The following is a 15181-nucleotide window of genomic DNA, read 5'->3' as shown; positions in this document are numbered from 1 at the left end:
CCTGCCAGCCATAAAAAAGCCCCCGCAACCTGGTTGCGGGGGCTTTTTTAGTATCGGGGAAAGCCAGAGGCTAGGGGCGGGCGTCCATAGACTGGCCCATCACCAGCTTACCCGAGTTATCGAGGGTGTACTCTACGGTGCGGGTGCTGGCCGTGGGGGTAGTGCTACCAGCGGTAGTAGCCCCGCCGGTGGTGGCGCTGGCCGTTGCCGTGGTTACCGGGAACGTACGTACCAGCTTGTTGCCGCTGATCTGGTAGGTGTCCTGGCCGGTGTAGCCACTACCGGCCGTGCCGCCGGGGGTGCCGGGAGCCGTAATGGGGGTGTAGCCCCGCTCACCAAACTCAAAAGCATACAGGCCGCCGTTGGCGCGCTTGTTATCGGTCATGATGTAGAGCTCAGGCTTGCCGTTGCCGTTCAGGTCGCCGGAAGCCACGTTGGTCACGGCGCCGTTTACTTCCAGGCGCAGCGGGTCAATGGTCTGGGCGGTGCCGCGGTACGAGCGGATGCTAATCACGCGCGGCTCCTGGGAGCCGTAGGTTTTCACGGCGAAGCGGTAGTCGCCCTGGGTTATCTCCCGGTTGAAGCTGACATCCGTTTCATCAACGGTGGGGGAAGCCGGAACCGAGTCAGCGGAAGATTCGCTGGCTATCTGGCGGGTTGAGTCGCAGGCCGTTAGGGCAGCAGCCGCAACGCCGGTTACCAACAGCAAACGAGAGAAGGAAGAAGTAAGCATAATGAAGGAGGAATTAGGGAGCATTCTGAGGAAAGCGCGGAACTCACCGCACGCCAGGGTAGCCCGGCAGAATTCAGCGTTTGTAAACGCAAGTTAGCAAGAATGAGTTGTATTTTTTCTATTATATATTGATTAACACACTATTCCCTAAATATATATATATTCAGGAGTTATTAACGGTTCGGGCCAATTTATTCCCGGAAGCATGCTGCCCGGCTGCCGGCAGCTAGGGCACCACCTGAACGCCTTTCCAGAAGGCCACCCGACCTTTGATGTGGGCAGCCGCTTCTTTCGGCTCGGGGTAAAACCAGGCGGCATCTTTGTTCAGCTCTCCGTTTACGCGCAGGGAGTAATAGCTGGCCCGGCCCTTCCAGGGGCAGGTAGTGCCCGCGATACTGTCCTCGAAATACTCCCGCTTAAGGGAGTCGGCGGGGAAGTAATGGTTGTTTTCCACGACTACGGTGTCCGGGCTCTCGGCCACGACGGTATTGTTCCAGATGGCTTTCATGATGGGGAAGGGGGTAGGGTGAAGCCCGGGCTTAGCGGGCTCTTGCAGGAAGTGCCGGCCCCGGCGCGGCGGCTGGCCGGCAGGTGTTGGCGCTTCGGATGAACATTGCTACCCCGGCCGTTGTTCTAAAGACTCACTCCCCCAGATATGTCAGCAGGCTTTCGTTTCCGGGACTTCGTGCCCGAGGAGTCAAGTGAGAAAGGCTTCGACTCCCTTTTCAAGATATTCATGCAGCTCGTCACCATCACCAGCGGCGACGTGAGCGAAGCCCTGCAGTGGCTGAACGAGCTGGATAAACAGTACGGCCTCACCGACAACGAGTACGGCATGGGCGACTTCATTGAGGACCTCAAGAAGAAGGGCTTCATTGATGAGGACCCCCAGCAGCCGGGCGCGTTCAACATCACGGCCAAAAGCGAGCAGAACATCCGCCGCTCGGCGCTGGAGGAAATCTTTGGCAAGCTCAAGAAGTCGGGCCAGGGTAACCACCGCACCCCGCACACCGGGCAGGGCGACGAGTTGAGCACCGACATGCGGGAGTTCCGCTTCGGCGACTCGCTGGAGCAGATTCAGATGACTGAGTCTATTCGCAACGCCCAGCTCAACCACGGCATGGATGGCGACGGTTTCATGCTGACCGAGGGCGACTTGGAAGTACGCGAGAATGAGCACAAGAGCCAGACCAGTACGGTGCTCATGATTGACATTTCGCACTCCATGATTCTGTACGGCGAGGACCGTATCACGCCCGCCAAGAAGGTAGCCATGGCTCTGGCCGAACTGGTAAAGCAGAAGTACCCCAAGGATTTCCTCGATGTCATCGTGTTCGGCAACGATGCCTGGCAGATTGAGGTGAAAGAACTGCCCTACCTGCAAGTTGGCCCTTTCCACACGAACACGGTTGCCGGCCTGGAGCTAGCCCTGGACCTGCTGCGCAAGCGCAAAACGCCCAACAAGCAGATTTTCATGATTACCGATGGCAAGCCCACCTGCCTGAAGGAAGGCAACGGCTACTACAAAAACAGCTTCGGGCTAGACCGGAAGGTAGTAAACCGCACCCTGAACCTAGCCGCCGCCGCCCGCCGCCTCAAGGTGCCCATCACCACCTTTATGATTGCCTCCGACCCCTACCTGCAACAGTTCGTACAGGAGTTCACGGAGGTCAACCAGGGCAAAGCCTACTACAGCTCCCTGAAAGGGTTGGGCCACCTGATTTTCGAGGACTACAAGCGCAACCGCCGGAAGTCGGTATAATAAGTAGTTTATAATCTCTTGTTCGTGAGAGAATTATAAGAAAGCCGCTGGGGTAATGCTACCTCAGCGGCTTTTTTTGTATCCTACTGATATGAAGCCTTTATCCTTGGTGAGCTTATACCTGCTGCTGGGCAGCTGTACTGCTGTCCGGTCCTCGCAACCTACCCCTACTGCGACTGCTAAGCCAGCTACCACGGCCGTGCTGCGCGGCACCGTGAAAAATGCCCAGCCCGGCGACAGTGTGCGGCTGTGGCGCAAACAGCCCGGGCACCCGCAACGCACCGCTCGGGCGGTTTCTATTGCCCCGGATGGTACATTCCGGCTGCTAGAAGAAAATGTATCAGACTCCCTGGACGTTCAGTTCGGGGTAAGTAATGCCCTGACGCTCTACCTACGGGCCGGCGACTCCCTGGACGTAGTGGTGGACCGCAAAAACTTTTACGAAACCATCCATTTCAGGGGCCGCGGTGCCCACGTCAACAACTACCTGGCCCGGGCCCAGCACCATTTTGACTATAATTTCGACGGCCTGCCTGAAAGCCAGGTCGGCTCGAGCAGCCCCGCGGAATTTGTACGGCGGGTAGATGCCTACCAGCAGCGCCAGCTAGATACCCTGGCCGCCTGGCAGGCCCGCGCCCCGCTGCCGGAACCATTGCTGCGGTTGCGACGGCGAGTAATAGCGCAGCAACGGGCGCTTTCACTGTTGCGCTACGCTGGCCACGTGAAGGGGACCACCCAGCAGGAGCCAGTACTGCCACCTGATTACTTTGCGTCTCTGCGCGAGCTGCACTGGCCTCCGGAAGGCGTGTATGCGTGCCGACCTGCGCAACTGCAAACGGTAGCATTCATGCTGGGTGCTTACCGCTACGCTTTTCTGGTGGCACCTTCCGGACGATTGGCTACTACCCCTGGCACAGGGGAGCAACTCTACGCTCGTACCACCGCTGATTTTGGTGCAACTACCCTGCGCGACCAGGTAGTAGGCGACTTGCTGATAAACCAGCTGTACGACTTCCCGGATGAGGGCCGGTTGGCAGTACGGGCAGCCCTACCCGCATTTCGGGTCCACAACCGCGACTCCACCATCGCCCGGAATCTGCGCGAGGCCTGGCGCAGCACGGCGGGCTTACAAGCGGGAAGCCAAGCCCCGGACTTCACTCTGCGCGATGCCACCGGTAAAAATGTTTCTCTGCACGACTTCCGGGGTAAAGTAGTGTACCTGGATTTCTGGTACAGCAGCTGCGCCCCGTGCCTGGCGGAGGCCCCTGCCGCCCGGAAGCTGAAAAAGCAATTTCAGGGCCGCGACGTAGTATTCCTGTACGTATCTGTGGACCGCAAAGCCGAAGACTGGCAACGCGCATTGGCGAAATACCCGCTAACTGGCCCTACCAGTGTGCACCTGCTGGACCCGGGCGCAACCCAGGCTGCGGCGGCTTACGGCGTGGGCGGTTACCCTAACTATTGGGTTATTGGGCGCAACGGCCGTATCTGGCGCGGCGGTGCCCCGCGCCCTTCAGCCGGCCCCGAAATAGCAGCGCTGCTGGAGCAAGCGTTAGCCGCCCAGCCCTAGCGCACACGCCTTGCGTTTATTTCCTGCTACAAACTGCTGAGAAGGTACCGCTCTAGTACTACGGTGTTGGCGGCGCGCTGGTACCAGTCGTTATACACCAGCTCCAGGGTATCGACCTGAAAAGTGCCGATGGGGGTGTGCTGATAGTGCCGGAGCGCGGCTACCAGTTGGTTCGGGCAGTGCAGGGGAGTAGTAAAGCGCAGCACGGGGGAGTGAGCCGTTTGCAGGGGGTAGCGCTGGTCAATGGATTGCAGCAGCCCAGAGCGTCGGAACGCCGTTCGCAGCTGGTTGCGCAGCCGGGTTAGGGTATCAGATTCCGCTGCTTCGCGCATGGCGTCGTAATGCTCTGCTAGATTCATAGTACAGATAAATAGCTGATATACTTCGGCTGCTAGTATAGGTAAGTCTATTTTACCCGAACCAACCGCCCGGCTTGCTAGTTATACTATTATTCCGGCTGTCTGAACCAGACTGACCCTGGTCTGGGTACGTAGGCAGGCCGGTAACTCACTCCCCCGTATGACTCAACCTGACATCCGCACCCTCGGTGCCCTGAAGCAGTCCGGCTACCAGCCCCGCTCCGTGAAACAGGAGCTACGCGACAATCTGATTAAGAAATTACAAAGCAAGGAAGACGTGTTTCCCGGCATTTTTGGCTACGAGGAAACCGTTATTCCGGAGCTGCAGCGCGCTATTCTGGCCGGCCACCACATCAACCTGCTAGGCTTGCGCGGGCAGGCCAAAACCCGCATTGCCCGCCTGCTGGTGAGCCTGCTCGATGAGTACGTGCCCGTAGTGGAAGGGTCGGAGCTGAACGACGACCCCCTGCAGCCCCTGTCGGTGTTTGCCCGCAACCTCATTGCTGAAAAAGGCGACGACACGCCTATTACCTGGCTACACCGCGACGACCGGTACACCGAGAAGCTGGCTACCCCCGACGTATCGGTGGCCGACCTTATCGGTGATGCTGACCCCATCAAAGCCGCTACCCTCAAGCTGCCGTACAGCGACGAGCGGGTAATTCACTTCGGCCTGATTCCGCGGGCGCACCGGGGCATTTTCGTCATCAACGAGCTGCCCGACTTGCAGGCCCGCATCCAGGTGTCGTTGTTCAACATTCTCCAGGAAGGCGACATCCAGATTCGGGGCTTCAAAGTGCGCCTACCCCTCGATATCCAGTTTGTCTTCACGGCCAACCCCGAGGACTACACCAACCGCGGCTCCATTGTAACGCCGCTCAAGGACCGCATCGACGCGCAGATTATCACGCACTACCCCAAGAGCATTGAAATCGGCAAGCGCATCACCAAGCAGGAAGCTCGCATCCGGGAAGAGCAGCGCGGCCTGGTGACCACCAACGAAATCGTGCACGACTTGGTAGAGCAGGTAGCCATTGAGGCCCGCGGCTCCGAGTTCGTGGATGCCAAGTCGGGCGTGTCGGCTCGTCTTACTATTTCGGCCTACGAGCAGGTTATTGCCGCCGCTGAGCGCCGGGCTCTGCTCAACGGCGAAACCCAAACCTACGTGCGCATCGCCGATTTTCTGGGGGCTGTGCCTGCCGTAACGGGCAAGGTAGAGCTGGTGTACGAAGGCGAGCAGGAAGGCGCGGGCATCGTGGCCGAGAAGCTCATGGGCAAAGCCATCCGGACCCAATTCCTGCAGTACTTCCCTGACCCTGAGAAAACCAAGAAGCAGAAGGACAAGCCCAACCCGTATAAGCCTGTCCAGGATTGGTTTGGCTCCCGCACCATTGATCTGCTACACGATGCCTCCGACGAGGACTACCGCAAGGTATTGGACGTAGTTCCTGGCCTCAAGGACCTGGTGCAGCAGAGCGTGCCCAGCGAGCTGAGCAAGGAAAACCTGCACTTCTGGATGGAATTCGCTCTGCACGGTATGTCGGAGCACAGCCTGATTTCGCGTAACCGCCTCACGGCCGGTGCGCAGTTCAAGGACCTGCTCAGCAGCATGTTCACCATGCCTAACTTTGGCGACGATGACGACGATGATGAGGAATACCTGTCATCGAAGAAGCGCAAGCGCCGCTAGATACTGATGTAACGGCAGAATAGAAGGCGGCCCGCTTTCAGTGAGAACTGGAGGCGGGCCGTTTGCTTTGAGCTTGGAGGTAGGCTTCGCCCGGGAAAATGAGTGGTTAGGATAGGATTTAGCCCAGCTTGGCTAACTCCCTGCTTGCACCGCTCTGGGTACTGTTCCTTTGTAGTGTTCCCAGCGGGCAAGCCCCGTCGGTATCCTCCCTGAAACTCTCTACCCCCTGCATATATGAAAGCTGTTCTCGCCGCCCGCTTCGCTTGCCTTGCCCTCGTACTGGCCCTGCTGGCGCCTACCCTGACCGCCACAGCTAGTGTCTTTGGCCCAGCCCGTTACTACAAAGGTGGCCTACACCGCCCCGTTTATAAAAAATATCAGCCCGGTTGCCGCTGGATTTTCCAGAAGCGCTAGGCCCCCGTACCGCGCACTCCCCTTGTATAGCAAACGCCCCGTGCACCTGTTGGTACACGGGGCGTTTCTATAAAGGAGCACTACAGTTTTAGGCTTACTCTGGTGTTACGCCTACCCCCTGCAGGGCCAATAAGTGCCGGGCTTTGTCGAACTCGTTTTCACTCTTGGCGATGACCAGGGTAGCTACCCCGTTGCCGATAACGTTGGTAATGGCCCGCGCCTCGGACATAAACCGATCGACGCCGAGCAGCAGGGCTACCCCTTCTACCGGAATGATACGGGTAGCGGCCAGCGTAGAAGCCAGCACAATAAACCCGGAGCCCGTCACGCCGGCTGCGCCCTTGCTGGTCACCATCAGGATGCCGATCAGGGAAATTTCCTGACTGAGCGTGAGGTTGATATCAAAGGCCTGGGCTAGGAAAATGGCCGCAATGGAAAGGTAGATGGACGTGCCGTCGAGGTTGAAAGAGTAACCGGTAGGAATGACCAGGCCTGCTACGGAGCGCGAGCAGCCATAGCGCTCCAGCTTGTCAATCATGCGCGGCAATGCCGACTCGGACGATGAGGTGCCCAGCACCAAAAGAATTTCTTCCTTAATAAAGCCCAGGAAGCGCCACAAGCTCAGGCCGTAGAAGCGCATGATGGCATTGAGCACCCCGAACACGAACAGGAACATCGTTAGGTACACCACCAGCATCAGCTTGCCCAGAGGCAGTAGGGTGTGCAACCCGTATTTGCCGATGGTAAAGGCCATACCCCCAAACGCCCCAATAGGTGCGAGCTTCATAACCAGAGCCAGCACCCCGAACATGGCGTGGGAAAGTCGGTCGAAGGTTTTCAGAAGAGGTGCTCCTAAGTCCTGAGGCATGCGGCTCAGGGCAAACCCGAACAGCACCGCGAAGAGCAGCACCTGCAGTACCTCGCCCTCAGCAAAAGCGCCTACCACGCTATGCGGCACAATGTGCGTCACGAAATCAACCCAGTGCATGCCTTCGCCGCTGGCGGCTTGCGCAGTGTATTTCGAGGCTTCAGCGGCTTGTGCAGCGCTTTGCGTAGCTACTGAGGCGCGGGCATCAATGCCGGCACCGGGGTGAGCCAGGTTGGCCGCCGTTATGCCAATAACTAGGGCCAGCGTGGTTACAATCTCGAAGTACAGCAGTGCCTTGCCGCCTACACGCCCCACCTTCTTCAGGTCGCCCATGCCGCCAATGCCCAGCACCACCGTCAGAAAGATGATGGGGGTGATGAGCATTTTGATCAGGTTGATGAACGTGTCGCCGATAGGCTTGAGCGCCGCTCCAAAGTCGGGAAACACAGCCCCGACAAGTATGCCTAGGGCAATAGCGGTGAGAACCTGAAACGTAAGGTTAGAAGCAAGTTTTTTCATTAGATGGAAAGCAGGCTTGGGAGTGCGCCGGGGTCCAGAGAGGCAAGCTACAACAGTTACAGGCCGATAGGTGGCATGGCCATTTGACTTGGCGCTACTGCCTGCCAAAGGTTAAGCCCACCTCAGGGGGTATGGCAGGAAAGCGCAGGTGGCCCAGCAAAAATTTGGTTGGTAGCCTCTGGTGACAAGCTACGTAAAAGAACAAAGGCCACCTGCTACGAAAGCAGACGGCCTTTGTGGTGGGCTTGGCTAGGGCTTAGGCCTCGTTTACCACGATTTTGTCGATAGTGTCGTTAGCCTTGATCTGGTCGATGATGTCCTGACCTTCTACCACTTTACCGAACACGGTGTGGTTCCGGTCGAGGTGGGCAGTGTTGTCGCGCGAGTGGCAGATAAAGAACTGCGAGCCACCGGTGTTGCGGCCGGCGTGGGCCATGCTCAGCACCCCACGGTCGTGGTACTGGTTTTCGCCGTTCAGTTCGCAGTCAATCTTGTAGCCGGGGCCACCAGTGCCGGGCATGCCCTTGGCGCCGTCGCGGGAGTTGGGGCAGCCGCCCTGAATCACGAAGTTGGGAATCACGCGGTGAAACTTCAGCCCGTCGTAGAAGCCCTGCTGGGCCAGGTCGGTGAAGTTTTTAACCGTGTTGGGAGCGTCCTTCTCGTAGAACTCCACTTTCATCACGCCTTTGTTGGTGTGGATTTCGGCAGTTTTCATCGTCTGTAAAAAAGTAGGTGGAATGGCCTCCTATACGCGCCCGACCTGTGGGTGGGTACAGAAGGAAGCCGCAAAGGTAGCCAATTTGGGGGCGAGCGGCATCCGGATATAGCTTTGGTGCGTAAGCATAGCACCTATCTGGAGCTGCTCTTTACCATCTCTCCCTTTAACACCCTGTTTCGCGTCTTATGAAAAAGACTTTCCGCCTTACTACCCTTGCCCTGGTATCGGCAACTGCCCTGAGCGTTGGGCTCAGCAGCTGCGGCGATACCGCTAAAAACACCGAAACCGCAACCACTGCCGAGCCCGGAGCCACCACCGTGGATTCCACGGCAATGCTGTCGGACTCGGCGCGTATGGGTAAAAAGGAAGGTGTACTGGTCGATAATGTGCCCATGACGCCCGACAAAACCATCGTGCAGAATGCGGTGCTGGCTCCCAGCGTTACTACCCTGGTAAAAGCGGTGAAGGCTGCCGGCCTCGATGAGACGCTGAGCGGCGCGGGTCCTTACACCGTATTCGCGCCCACCAACGCCGCCTTCGATAAGCTGCCCAATGGTGCATTGGCCAGCCTAATGAAGCCCGAAAGCAAAGAAAAGCTGAAAGGCGTACTCACCTACCACGTCATTCAGGGCCGCCTGCTGGCGCAAGACCTGCGCGACGGTCAGGAGCTAACCACCGTCAACGGCGAGAAAATCAAGATTTCGGTGCAAAACGGCAAGGTGATGGTTAGCAATGGCAAAGATGCGCCCATCAACATCCAGACCCCCGACGTCATTTCCAGCAATGGGGTTACCCACCTCATCGAAGGCGTGCTGTTACCTCCGCCGCCCGCCAGCTAAGCAATTTTCAATCTTCCTGATTGGTTAAAAAGGCCCGGTTGTTTCAGCCGGGCTTTTTTGTTTTGGGCGAGAAGAGTTAATGGTGACGGGATGACAAGGGGGATGGTTGTCATTCCGTCACCATTCATCAGTTATAACCCCGCGCCTTCAGTTACGCGCTCGGCGAAACCGGCCCAGTCGTTTTGCTCACCTTTGGCCACACTTGTGGAGAGGTGGTCGTGGATGATGTTGGCAAAGGGCATGGGCACCACGCGGGCGCGCGACTCGTCCAGAATCAGGCGTAGGTCCTTGCGGATGATGGCCGGCGGCGCGCCCACCGGCTGGTAGTGGCGCTCCGCAATCAGCTTGCCGTAGCTTTTGTAGATAGGCGTGTTGAAGAGGGTAGAAGTAAAGAACTCGTAAACCTGTTGCCGCTCCAAGCCGCTTTTCTGGGCCAACGTAAAGGCCTCAGCCATAGCCTCAATAGCGGCCCCTAGCATGAAATTGCCGCAGAGTTTCACGATGCTGGCTGCTCCTACATCGTCGCCGAAATCATGGACGCCTTGGCCTAGGGGCTCCAGTACTGGCTTCAGTTTTTCGCGGGCGCTAGCTTCGCCGGCTACAGCCAACCACAGCTTGCCGGCTGCTGCTACATCAGGCTTGCCGAACACTGGGGCCGTCACCAAAGAACTGCCGTGGCGGGCGTGCTCCTCGGCCAAGCGACGGTTAGTATCAGGGGCTACAGTGCTGCACGAGGCATGCACCGCGCCCTGGGGCAAAGCCAACAAGATACCTTCAGGGCCCAGGCAGATTTCCTGCAGCGCGGCATCGTCGGTGACCATGGTAAACACGAATTCCGCGTCTTTCACGGCTTCAGCAGGGGTAGCGGCTACGGTAGCGCCAAGCTGGCGCAATGGCTCTGCTTTACTGACGGTGCGGTTATATACGGTGAGGCGGTGGCCGGCTTTCAAAAGGTTAGTGGCCATAGCTAGGCCCATGCTACCCAGGCCCAGGAAGGCAATTGTATGCTGTGTCAAGAGTGAAACTGTGAAAGGTGAAGGGGTGAGTTGTCGTTCAGGAGTGCTTTACGCTTACGGCGCTACCCCCGTTCAAGCGGCAAACCTCGCTGGTTGTTTGCAATTCATTACTGACAAGCGGGTGTAATGACACAACCTTGCGCCTCAGCGTTGAACGGCTCTTCCGCGTGGCTTGAACACTCTCATCAACAATCAAGACGCGTTACTACCCCTTCAGACAGACAGAACCTCAATCTTATCGTTTCACCAACTCACTACTTCACTACCTATTTCCGGTTGTCGTCGCCTTCCAGCATGCTCACGTAGCTGTCGTAGCGGGGGAGAGCAATTTTCCCTTTGTCCACGGCCTCGCGCACGGCGCAACCGGGCTCGTGCAGGTGTTGGCAGTTGTGGTAGCGACACTGGTTGAGCAGGGCGCGCATTTCGGGAAAGTAGTGGGCCAGCTCACCGGCCTTCATATCCACCAACCCCAATTCCTTAATCCCGGGCGTATCAATGAGGTAAGTACCGGGGCGTACCTCCAGCATCTCGGCGAAGGTAGTGGTGTGCACACCTTTATCGGAAAACTCGCTGATTTCAGCCGTTTTTAGATCAAGGTCGGGTACCAGTACGTTGATGAGGGTGCTCTTGCCTACCCCCGAGTGGCCCGAGAGCAGAGATACTTTGCCATCAAGCAGGGCATCAATGGCCGCTACTCCCTCGCCGGTATGCGCCGAGCAGCGCAGGCCAGGGTAGCCTACGCGCTGGTACATCTTCAGAATCTGCTCCTGATAATCGGCCAAGTCCTCGTCGTAGAGGTCAGTTTTGTTGAACAGCAGCGTAACCGGAATGCTGTACGCCTCAGCCGTTACCAGAAACCGGTCGATGAAGCCAAAGGAGGTAGCCGGTGAGGCCAGCGTTACAACTAGCAGAGCCTGGTCGAGGTTGGCGGCGACGATGTGGGCGTGCTCGGCCTTGTGTACCGAGCGGCGGATAATGTAGTTGCGGCGCGGCTCGATGTGATGAATAACGCCCGCGCCTTCCGTCTGTTCCTCTACCGTAAACTCCACCTGGTCGCCCACGGCTAATGGGTTGCTCACCTTCAGGCCTTTGTGCTTGAACTTGCCCCGCAGGCGGCAGCGGTGCAGCTGGCCCGTTGCCGTTTCGCGCACGACGTACCACGAGCCCGTAGATTTAACGATGATTCCGATCATGGGAGAGTAACTGAGTAGCGGAGTAGCTGAGTGGAGAAACTGAGTAATGGAGTGGCTGAATAGACAGTCGGGGAGGACGTCATGCTCAGCTACTCCATTACTCAGTTTCTCTCTCCCCGAGCCAGCTCATGATTTTACCGGTGGCGCCGCTGTGGTCGTGCACGTAGTCGAGGCTGAGGTCCTGCACCGTCAGGCGAGCTTCCTCGCGGTGGAAAAGGGGCCCGAAAGCCGTCAGCAGCTCATCGGCTGAGGAAATCGGGAAGGCGCAACCCAACTCCACCAGGTCCTGGGCTTCCTGAAACTTGTAATAGGTTGGCCCGAAGAACAGGGGTAGGCCGAAAGCCGCTGCTTCCAGCGTGTTGTGCAGCCCCTTGCCGAACGCCCCGCCAATGTAAGCGTAGTGCCCAAAGCGGTAGAGCTGGCTGAGCAGGCCCACATTGTCCATGAGCAGCACACGGCTATCTGCAACGGTAGCCACCTCGGCGCGGGAGTAGCGTACTACCCGGCTGGGCAGGGCTTCTTCTACCAAGCGCAGGTTGTGCTCATTGATTTCGTGCGGGGCCACAATGAAGCGGAGCTGATCGGCGTACTGTTGTAGCAGGGGCGTGAGGGCCGGCATGTCCTCTGGCCAGCTGCTGCCCACGATAAACACCGGGCACCAGTCATCGGTAAAGGCATCTACGAGGGGTAGGGAGCGAGGCGGGGCCGAGGCCGTGCGTACCACCGTATCAAACCGAGTGTCGCCGGCCACGCTTGCGTGGGTTAGGCCGGCCTGGCGCAGCAAGTCAGCGGATGCTTGGTTCTGAGTGAAGATATGCGTGAACCGGCTCAGGATGCGCCGGAAGAAGCCACCCCAAGGCTGAAAAAACGACTGCTCGGGCCGAAAAATAGCCGATACGCAGATAGTAGGCACCTGGCGGCGCTGAAGCTCCGTGAGGAAGTGGTACCAGAACTCGTACTTCACGAACACGGCCAGCTCCGGGCGCACGGCATCCAGAAAAGCACGGGCGTTTTCAGCTGTATCGAGGGGTAGGTAGAACACGTAGGCGGCGCCGGGCCAGTTTTTGCGCACCTCGTAGCCGGAGGGCGAGAAAAACGTCAGCACGATTTTGTGGCCAGGGTGGCGGGCGGTGTAGGCCTCTATCAGGGGGCGGCCCTGCTCAAACTCGCCCAGGGAAGCGCAGTGAAACCATGCCAGGGGCGCGGTTTCACTGCGCAGAGTTTCCTGAATGTGAGCCAGCAGCCCGCGCCGTCCTTCTACCCACTGTGCCGCCTTGGGCACGAAGGGTGCCACCAGCCGCAGCAGCAGCGCGTAAAGGGGGAGGGCTATGGAATATAGAAAAAGCAACGTGCGTGTAAGGTCAGATGTCAGGTGAAGCGGCCCGCAAGTGACGGGCCAGCGCGTGGCTTCTGTGCGCCATGGCTGAAAGAAGCCGCTCCCATGAAAAAAGCTCAATGGAAGCAAGTAGCAATACGAACAGCTTGCTCCGGGAGAGGCTTCATGCAAAAGTACATGGTTCCGGTTCTGCCGCCGCACTGGCGCAAAAAAAGCCCCGACCAGCGGGCCGGAGCTTTATGTTTAGAGGAAGCAGTACGCTTAGTGAGAAGCGTGCTTGCCGAGGTAGTTAGCCACACCTTCGCGGGTAGCCGACATAGCCTCTTTGCCTTCTTCCCAGTTAGCGGGGCATACTTCGCCTTTTTCCTCGAAGTACTGCAGAGCGTCCACCATGCGCATGGCTTCGTCGATGCTGCGGCCCAGCGGACCGTCGTTTACTACCTGGTGACGAACGATGCCGTCCTTGTCGATCAGGAACAGGCCACGGTAGGCCAGGGGTGAGCCTACGAAGGTCATTTCGCCGGCCTCGTTGTAGTCGTAGTGGCCACCCAGCACGTCGTAGTTAGCAGCAATGGTTTTGGTAGCGTCAGCCACCAGCGGGTAGGTTACACCCTCGATGCCGCCATTGTCGCGCGGGGTTTGCAGCCAGGCAAAGTGCGAGAAGTGCGTGTCGGTCGAGCAGCCCACAATGGCCACGCCTTTGGCCTCGAAATCAGCCAGACGCTCCTGGAAGGCAATGATTTCGGTGGGGCACACGAACGTGAAGTCGGCGGGGTAGAAGTAGAAGATAACGTGCTTCTTACCCAGGTACCGGTCGAGGGAGAAATCCTCCTCGAATTCGCCATCAATAACGGCGGTAGCTTTAAAAGAAGGAGCGCGCTTACCTACGAGAACTGCCATGAGTTTGGTAATGAAGTGAAAGGGGTAAAGGGAAAATCAGGTTGAATGTGAGGAAGGCAGTGAGCAGGTAAGGAAGCGGATAACAAGCCGCATTACCGGTCATCTGTTACTTCATCACCTTGCTACCCGTAATGTGCAGGGAAAAGGAGTGGGGCTGGAAGTTTTGCAGCCCTTTCGCCGCGAAGAAGTCGCGGATGAGCGCATCCAGCTGCGGGTCGCAGTAATCAATGATTTCCTGCGTGTTGGTGCAGAACAGGTGATGATGCTCCGTGCAGTCGGCATCGTAGCGCCGGGAAGTACCTTCTGCCGCGGCCACGCGCCGGGTCAGGCCAGCCGCCACAAACGAATCGAGGGCCTTATACACTGTGCCCAGTGAAATGGTAGGCTCCTGGCTGATTACCTGGCGATGCACTTGCTCGGCCGTCGGGTGGCCCGGCAGCGTAAGCAGGCTTTCCAGAATCACGAGGCGCTGGCGCGTAGCCCGCAGGCCAGCCTGGGCCAGCCGGGTGCGCAGGTGCCCCGCATCGGGCGGGGTAGGAGAAAATGGATCAGTAGAAAGAGCCACCAGACAAGAATAATTCTCCGCAAAGATACAGCTATAAGGGGCAGAAGGGCAAAATTGTTTCGTATGGGCCGGTTTCTTGATCTGAACCGACACAGTAAGTGCCTGTTGCTTTGCCCCAAAACGCCCGCTAAGCCGCTTGCCGCAGCTAGTGTTTTAGTGGCTTTGGTACGCGGTGCGAGGTAGGACCCATAGCCAGGCCGGACCGTCGGCGGGGTCTGCTACCTCCTGCTGGAAAACAAACCCTGCCTTCTGCAGAATATGGGTTGACCAGTTGGGCTGGGGTAGGGTGTGGGCCAGCACCTGGCGTACTGCCGGCTGAGCAAAAGCGTGGGCCAGCATCCCTTGCACGGTTTCCGTAGCGTAGCCCTGCTGCCGAAAAACCGGAGCAATGCTGTAACCGATTTCTACCGAACCATCCGCCGAAGGAGCCCCTTTGAATCCGCCTACCCCCAGCAGCGTCTTGTGGGTGCGGTGCACCAAAAAGTATAGCCACCACGCGGCGGCCTCGGGGTGCTCCCGCAGGAAACGCTCGGCCTGTGGCAGAATGTCCCATACCTCATCCTGCCGCAGCCAGTCCGGCTCCGGCCGCACGTTCAGCAACCCAGCCAACTCCGCCAGATCGTGGCGCAGCAGGGCCGCAAAGTGGGCCGGAGTACAGGGCAGCAACTGAAGGCGGGGAGTATCAATCATGAAAACCAG

Annotated in this window: 16 protein-coding genes; 5 read left to right on the top strand and 11 right to left on the bottom strand. The window is 58.3% G+C overall.

Annotated elements, in window-relative coordinates:
- Nucleotides 1–70 precede the first annotated feature (70 nt).
- On the bottom strand, nt 71–733 hold the full coding sequence (locus tag FGZ14_RS06695) for a hypothetical protein (RefSeq protein ID WP_139922519.1): 663 nt from the start codon (nt 731–733) through the stop codon (nt 71–73).
- Nucleotides 734–959: 226 nt separating this feature from the next.
- The gene (locus FGZ14_RS06690; protein ID WP_139922516.1) at nt 960–1241 is read right to left on the bottom strand and encodes a DUF427 domain-containing protein; all 282 of its coding nucleotides are present in this window, start codon (nt 1239–1241) and stop codon (nt 960–962) included.
- A gap of 147 nt (nt 1242–1388) precedes the next feature.
- Between FGZ14_RS06690 and FGZ14_RS06685 the strand changes: the two genes are divergently transcribed.
- Both FGZ14_RS06685 and FGZ14_RS06680 read left to right on the top strand, forming a co-directional pair.
- The gene (locus FGZ14_RS06685) at nt 1389–2495 is read left to right on the top strand and encodes a VWA domain-containing protein (RefSeq protein ID WP_139922514.1); all 1107 of its coding nucleotides are present in this window, start codon (nt 1389–1391) and stop codon (nt 2493–2495) included.
- Between the two features lie 91 nt (nt 2496–2586).
- Entirely contained in the window at nt 2587–4065 is a 1479-nt protein-coding gene (locus FGZ14_RS06680) for a TlpA disulfide reductase family protein (RefSeq protein WP_180754515.1), read from the top strand.
- Between the two features lie 26 nt (nt 4066–4091).
- Here FGZ14_RS06680 and FGZ14_RS06675 read toward each other — a convergent pair whose 3' ends face one another.
- Nucleotides 4092–4424 (bottom strand): 2'-5' RNA ligase family protein, encoded by a 333-nt coding sequence (locus FGZ14_RS06675; protein ID WP_139922508.1) that lies wholly within the window; start codon nt 4422–4424, stop codon nt 4092–4094.
- A 160-nt stretch (nt 4425–4584) separates the two neighbouring features.
- On the opposite strand from FGZ14_RS06675, the gene FGZ14_RS06670 reads away from it, so the two are divergent.
- Nucleotides 4585–6114, top strand: coding sequence for a sigma 54-interacting transcriptional regulator (locus tag FGZ14_RS06670; RefSeq protein WP_139922505.1), 1530 nt, complete (start codon nt 4585–4587; stop codon nt 6112–6114).
- A 234-nt stretch (nt 6115–6348) separates the two neighbouring features.
- Nucleotides 6349–6528, top strand: a complete 180-nt coding sequence (locus tag FGZ14_RS06665; protein ID WP_139922502.1) for a hypothetical protein — start codon at nt 6349–6351, stop codon at nt 6526–6528.
- A gap of 94 nt (nt 6529–6622) precedes the next feature.
- Here the strand turns inward: FGZ14_RS06665 and FGZ14_RS06660 are convergent, their stop codons facing one another.
- Entirely contained in the window at nt 6623–7915 is a 1293-nt protein-coding gene (locus FGZ14_RS06660; RefSeq protein ID WP_139922499.1) for a dicarboxylate/amino acid:cation symporter, read from the bottom strand.
- Nucleotides 7916–8171: 256 nt separating this feature from the next.
- Nucleotides 8172–8630 (bottom strand): peptidylprolyl isomerase, encoded by a 459-nt coding sequence (locus FGZ14_RS06655; RefSeq protein WP_139922496.1) that lies wholly within the window; start codon nt 8628–8630, stop codon nt 8172–8174.
- A 188-nt stretch (nt 8631–8818) separates the two neighbouring features.
- Here FGZ14_RS06655 and FGZ14_RS06650 point away from each other — a divergent pair, with 188 nt between their 5' ends.
- Nucleotides 8819–9472, top strand: a complete 654-nt coding sequence (locus FGZ14_RS06650) for a fasciclin domain-containing protein (protein ID WP_139922492.1) — start codon at nt 8819–8821, stop codon at nt 9470–9472.
- A gap of 131 nt (nt 9473–9603) precedes the next feature.
- Here the strand turns inward: FGZ14_RS06650 and FGZ14_RS06645 are convergent, their stop codons facing one another.
- The 6 genes from FGZ14_RS06645 to FGZ14_RS06620 all read right to left on the bottom strand — a co-directional run bounded on the left by FGZ14_RS06645 (nt 9604) and on the right by FGZ14_RS06620 (nt 15172).
- Nucleotides 9604–10488: an NAD(P)-dependent oxidoreductase gene (locus tag FGZ14_RS06645; protein ID WP_257883361.1), complete on the bottom strand. Its 885-nt coding sequence runs from the start codon at nt 10486–10488 to the stop codon at nt 9604–9606.
- A 266-nt stretch (nt 10489–10754) separates the two neighbouring features.
- Complete coding sequence (gene rsgA, locus FGZ14_RS06640; protein WP_139922490.1) at nt 10755–11681, bottom strand: ribosome small subunit-dependent GTPase A; 927 nt, start codon at nt 11679–11681, stop codon at nt 10755–10757.
- 97 nt (nt 11682–11778) lie between these two features.
- Nucleotides 11779–13029, bottom strand: coding sequence for a 3-deoxy-D-manno-octulosonic acid transferase (locus FGZ14_RS06635; protein ID WP_139922487.1), 1251 nt, complete (start codon nt 13027–13029; stop codon nt 11779–11781).
- Nucleotides 13030–13278: 249 nt separating this feature from the next.
- A complete protein-coding gene (locus tag FGZ14_RS06630; RefSeq protein WP_139922484.1) occupies nt 13279–13917 on the bottom strand; it encodes a peroxiredoxin in 639 nt (212 codons plus the stop codon).
- A 106-nt stretch (nt 13918–14023) separates the two neighbouring features.
- Nucleotides 14024–14482, bottom strand: coding sequence for a Fur family transcriptional regulator (locus FGZ14_RS06625; RefSeq protein WP_180754514.1), 459 nt, complete (start codon nt 14480–14482; stop codon nt 14024–14026).
- 153 nt (nt 14483–14635) lie between these two features.
- Nucleotides 14636–15172, bottom strand: a complete 537-nt coding sequence (locus FGZ14_RS06620) for a GNAT family N-acetyltransferase (RefSeq protein ID WP_139922477.1) — start codon at nt 15170–15172, stop codon at nt 14636–14638.
- Nucleotides 15173–15181 lie beyond the last annotated feature (9 nt).

It is taken from the genome of Hymenobacter sp. DG01, from assembly GCF_006352025.1.
In the GTDB taxonomy this organism is placed as follows: Bacteria; Bacteroidota; Bacteroidia; order Cytophagales; family Hymenobacteraceae; genus Hymenobacter.
This window is presented reverse-complemented; position numbering and strand designations above follow the sequence as displayed.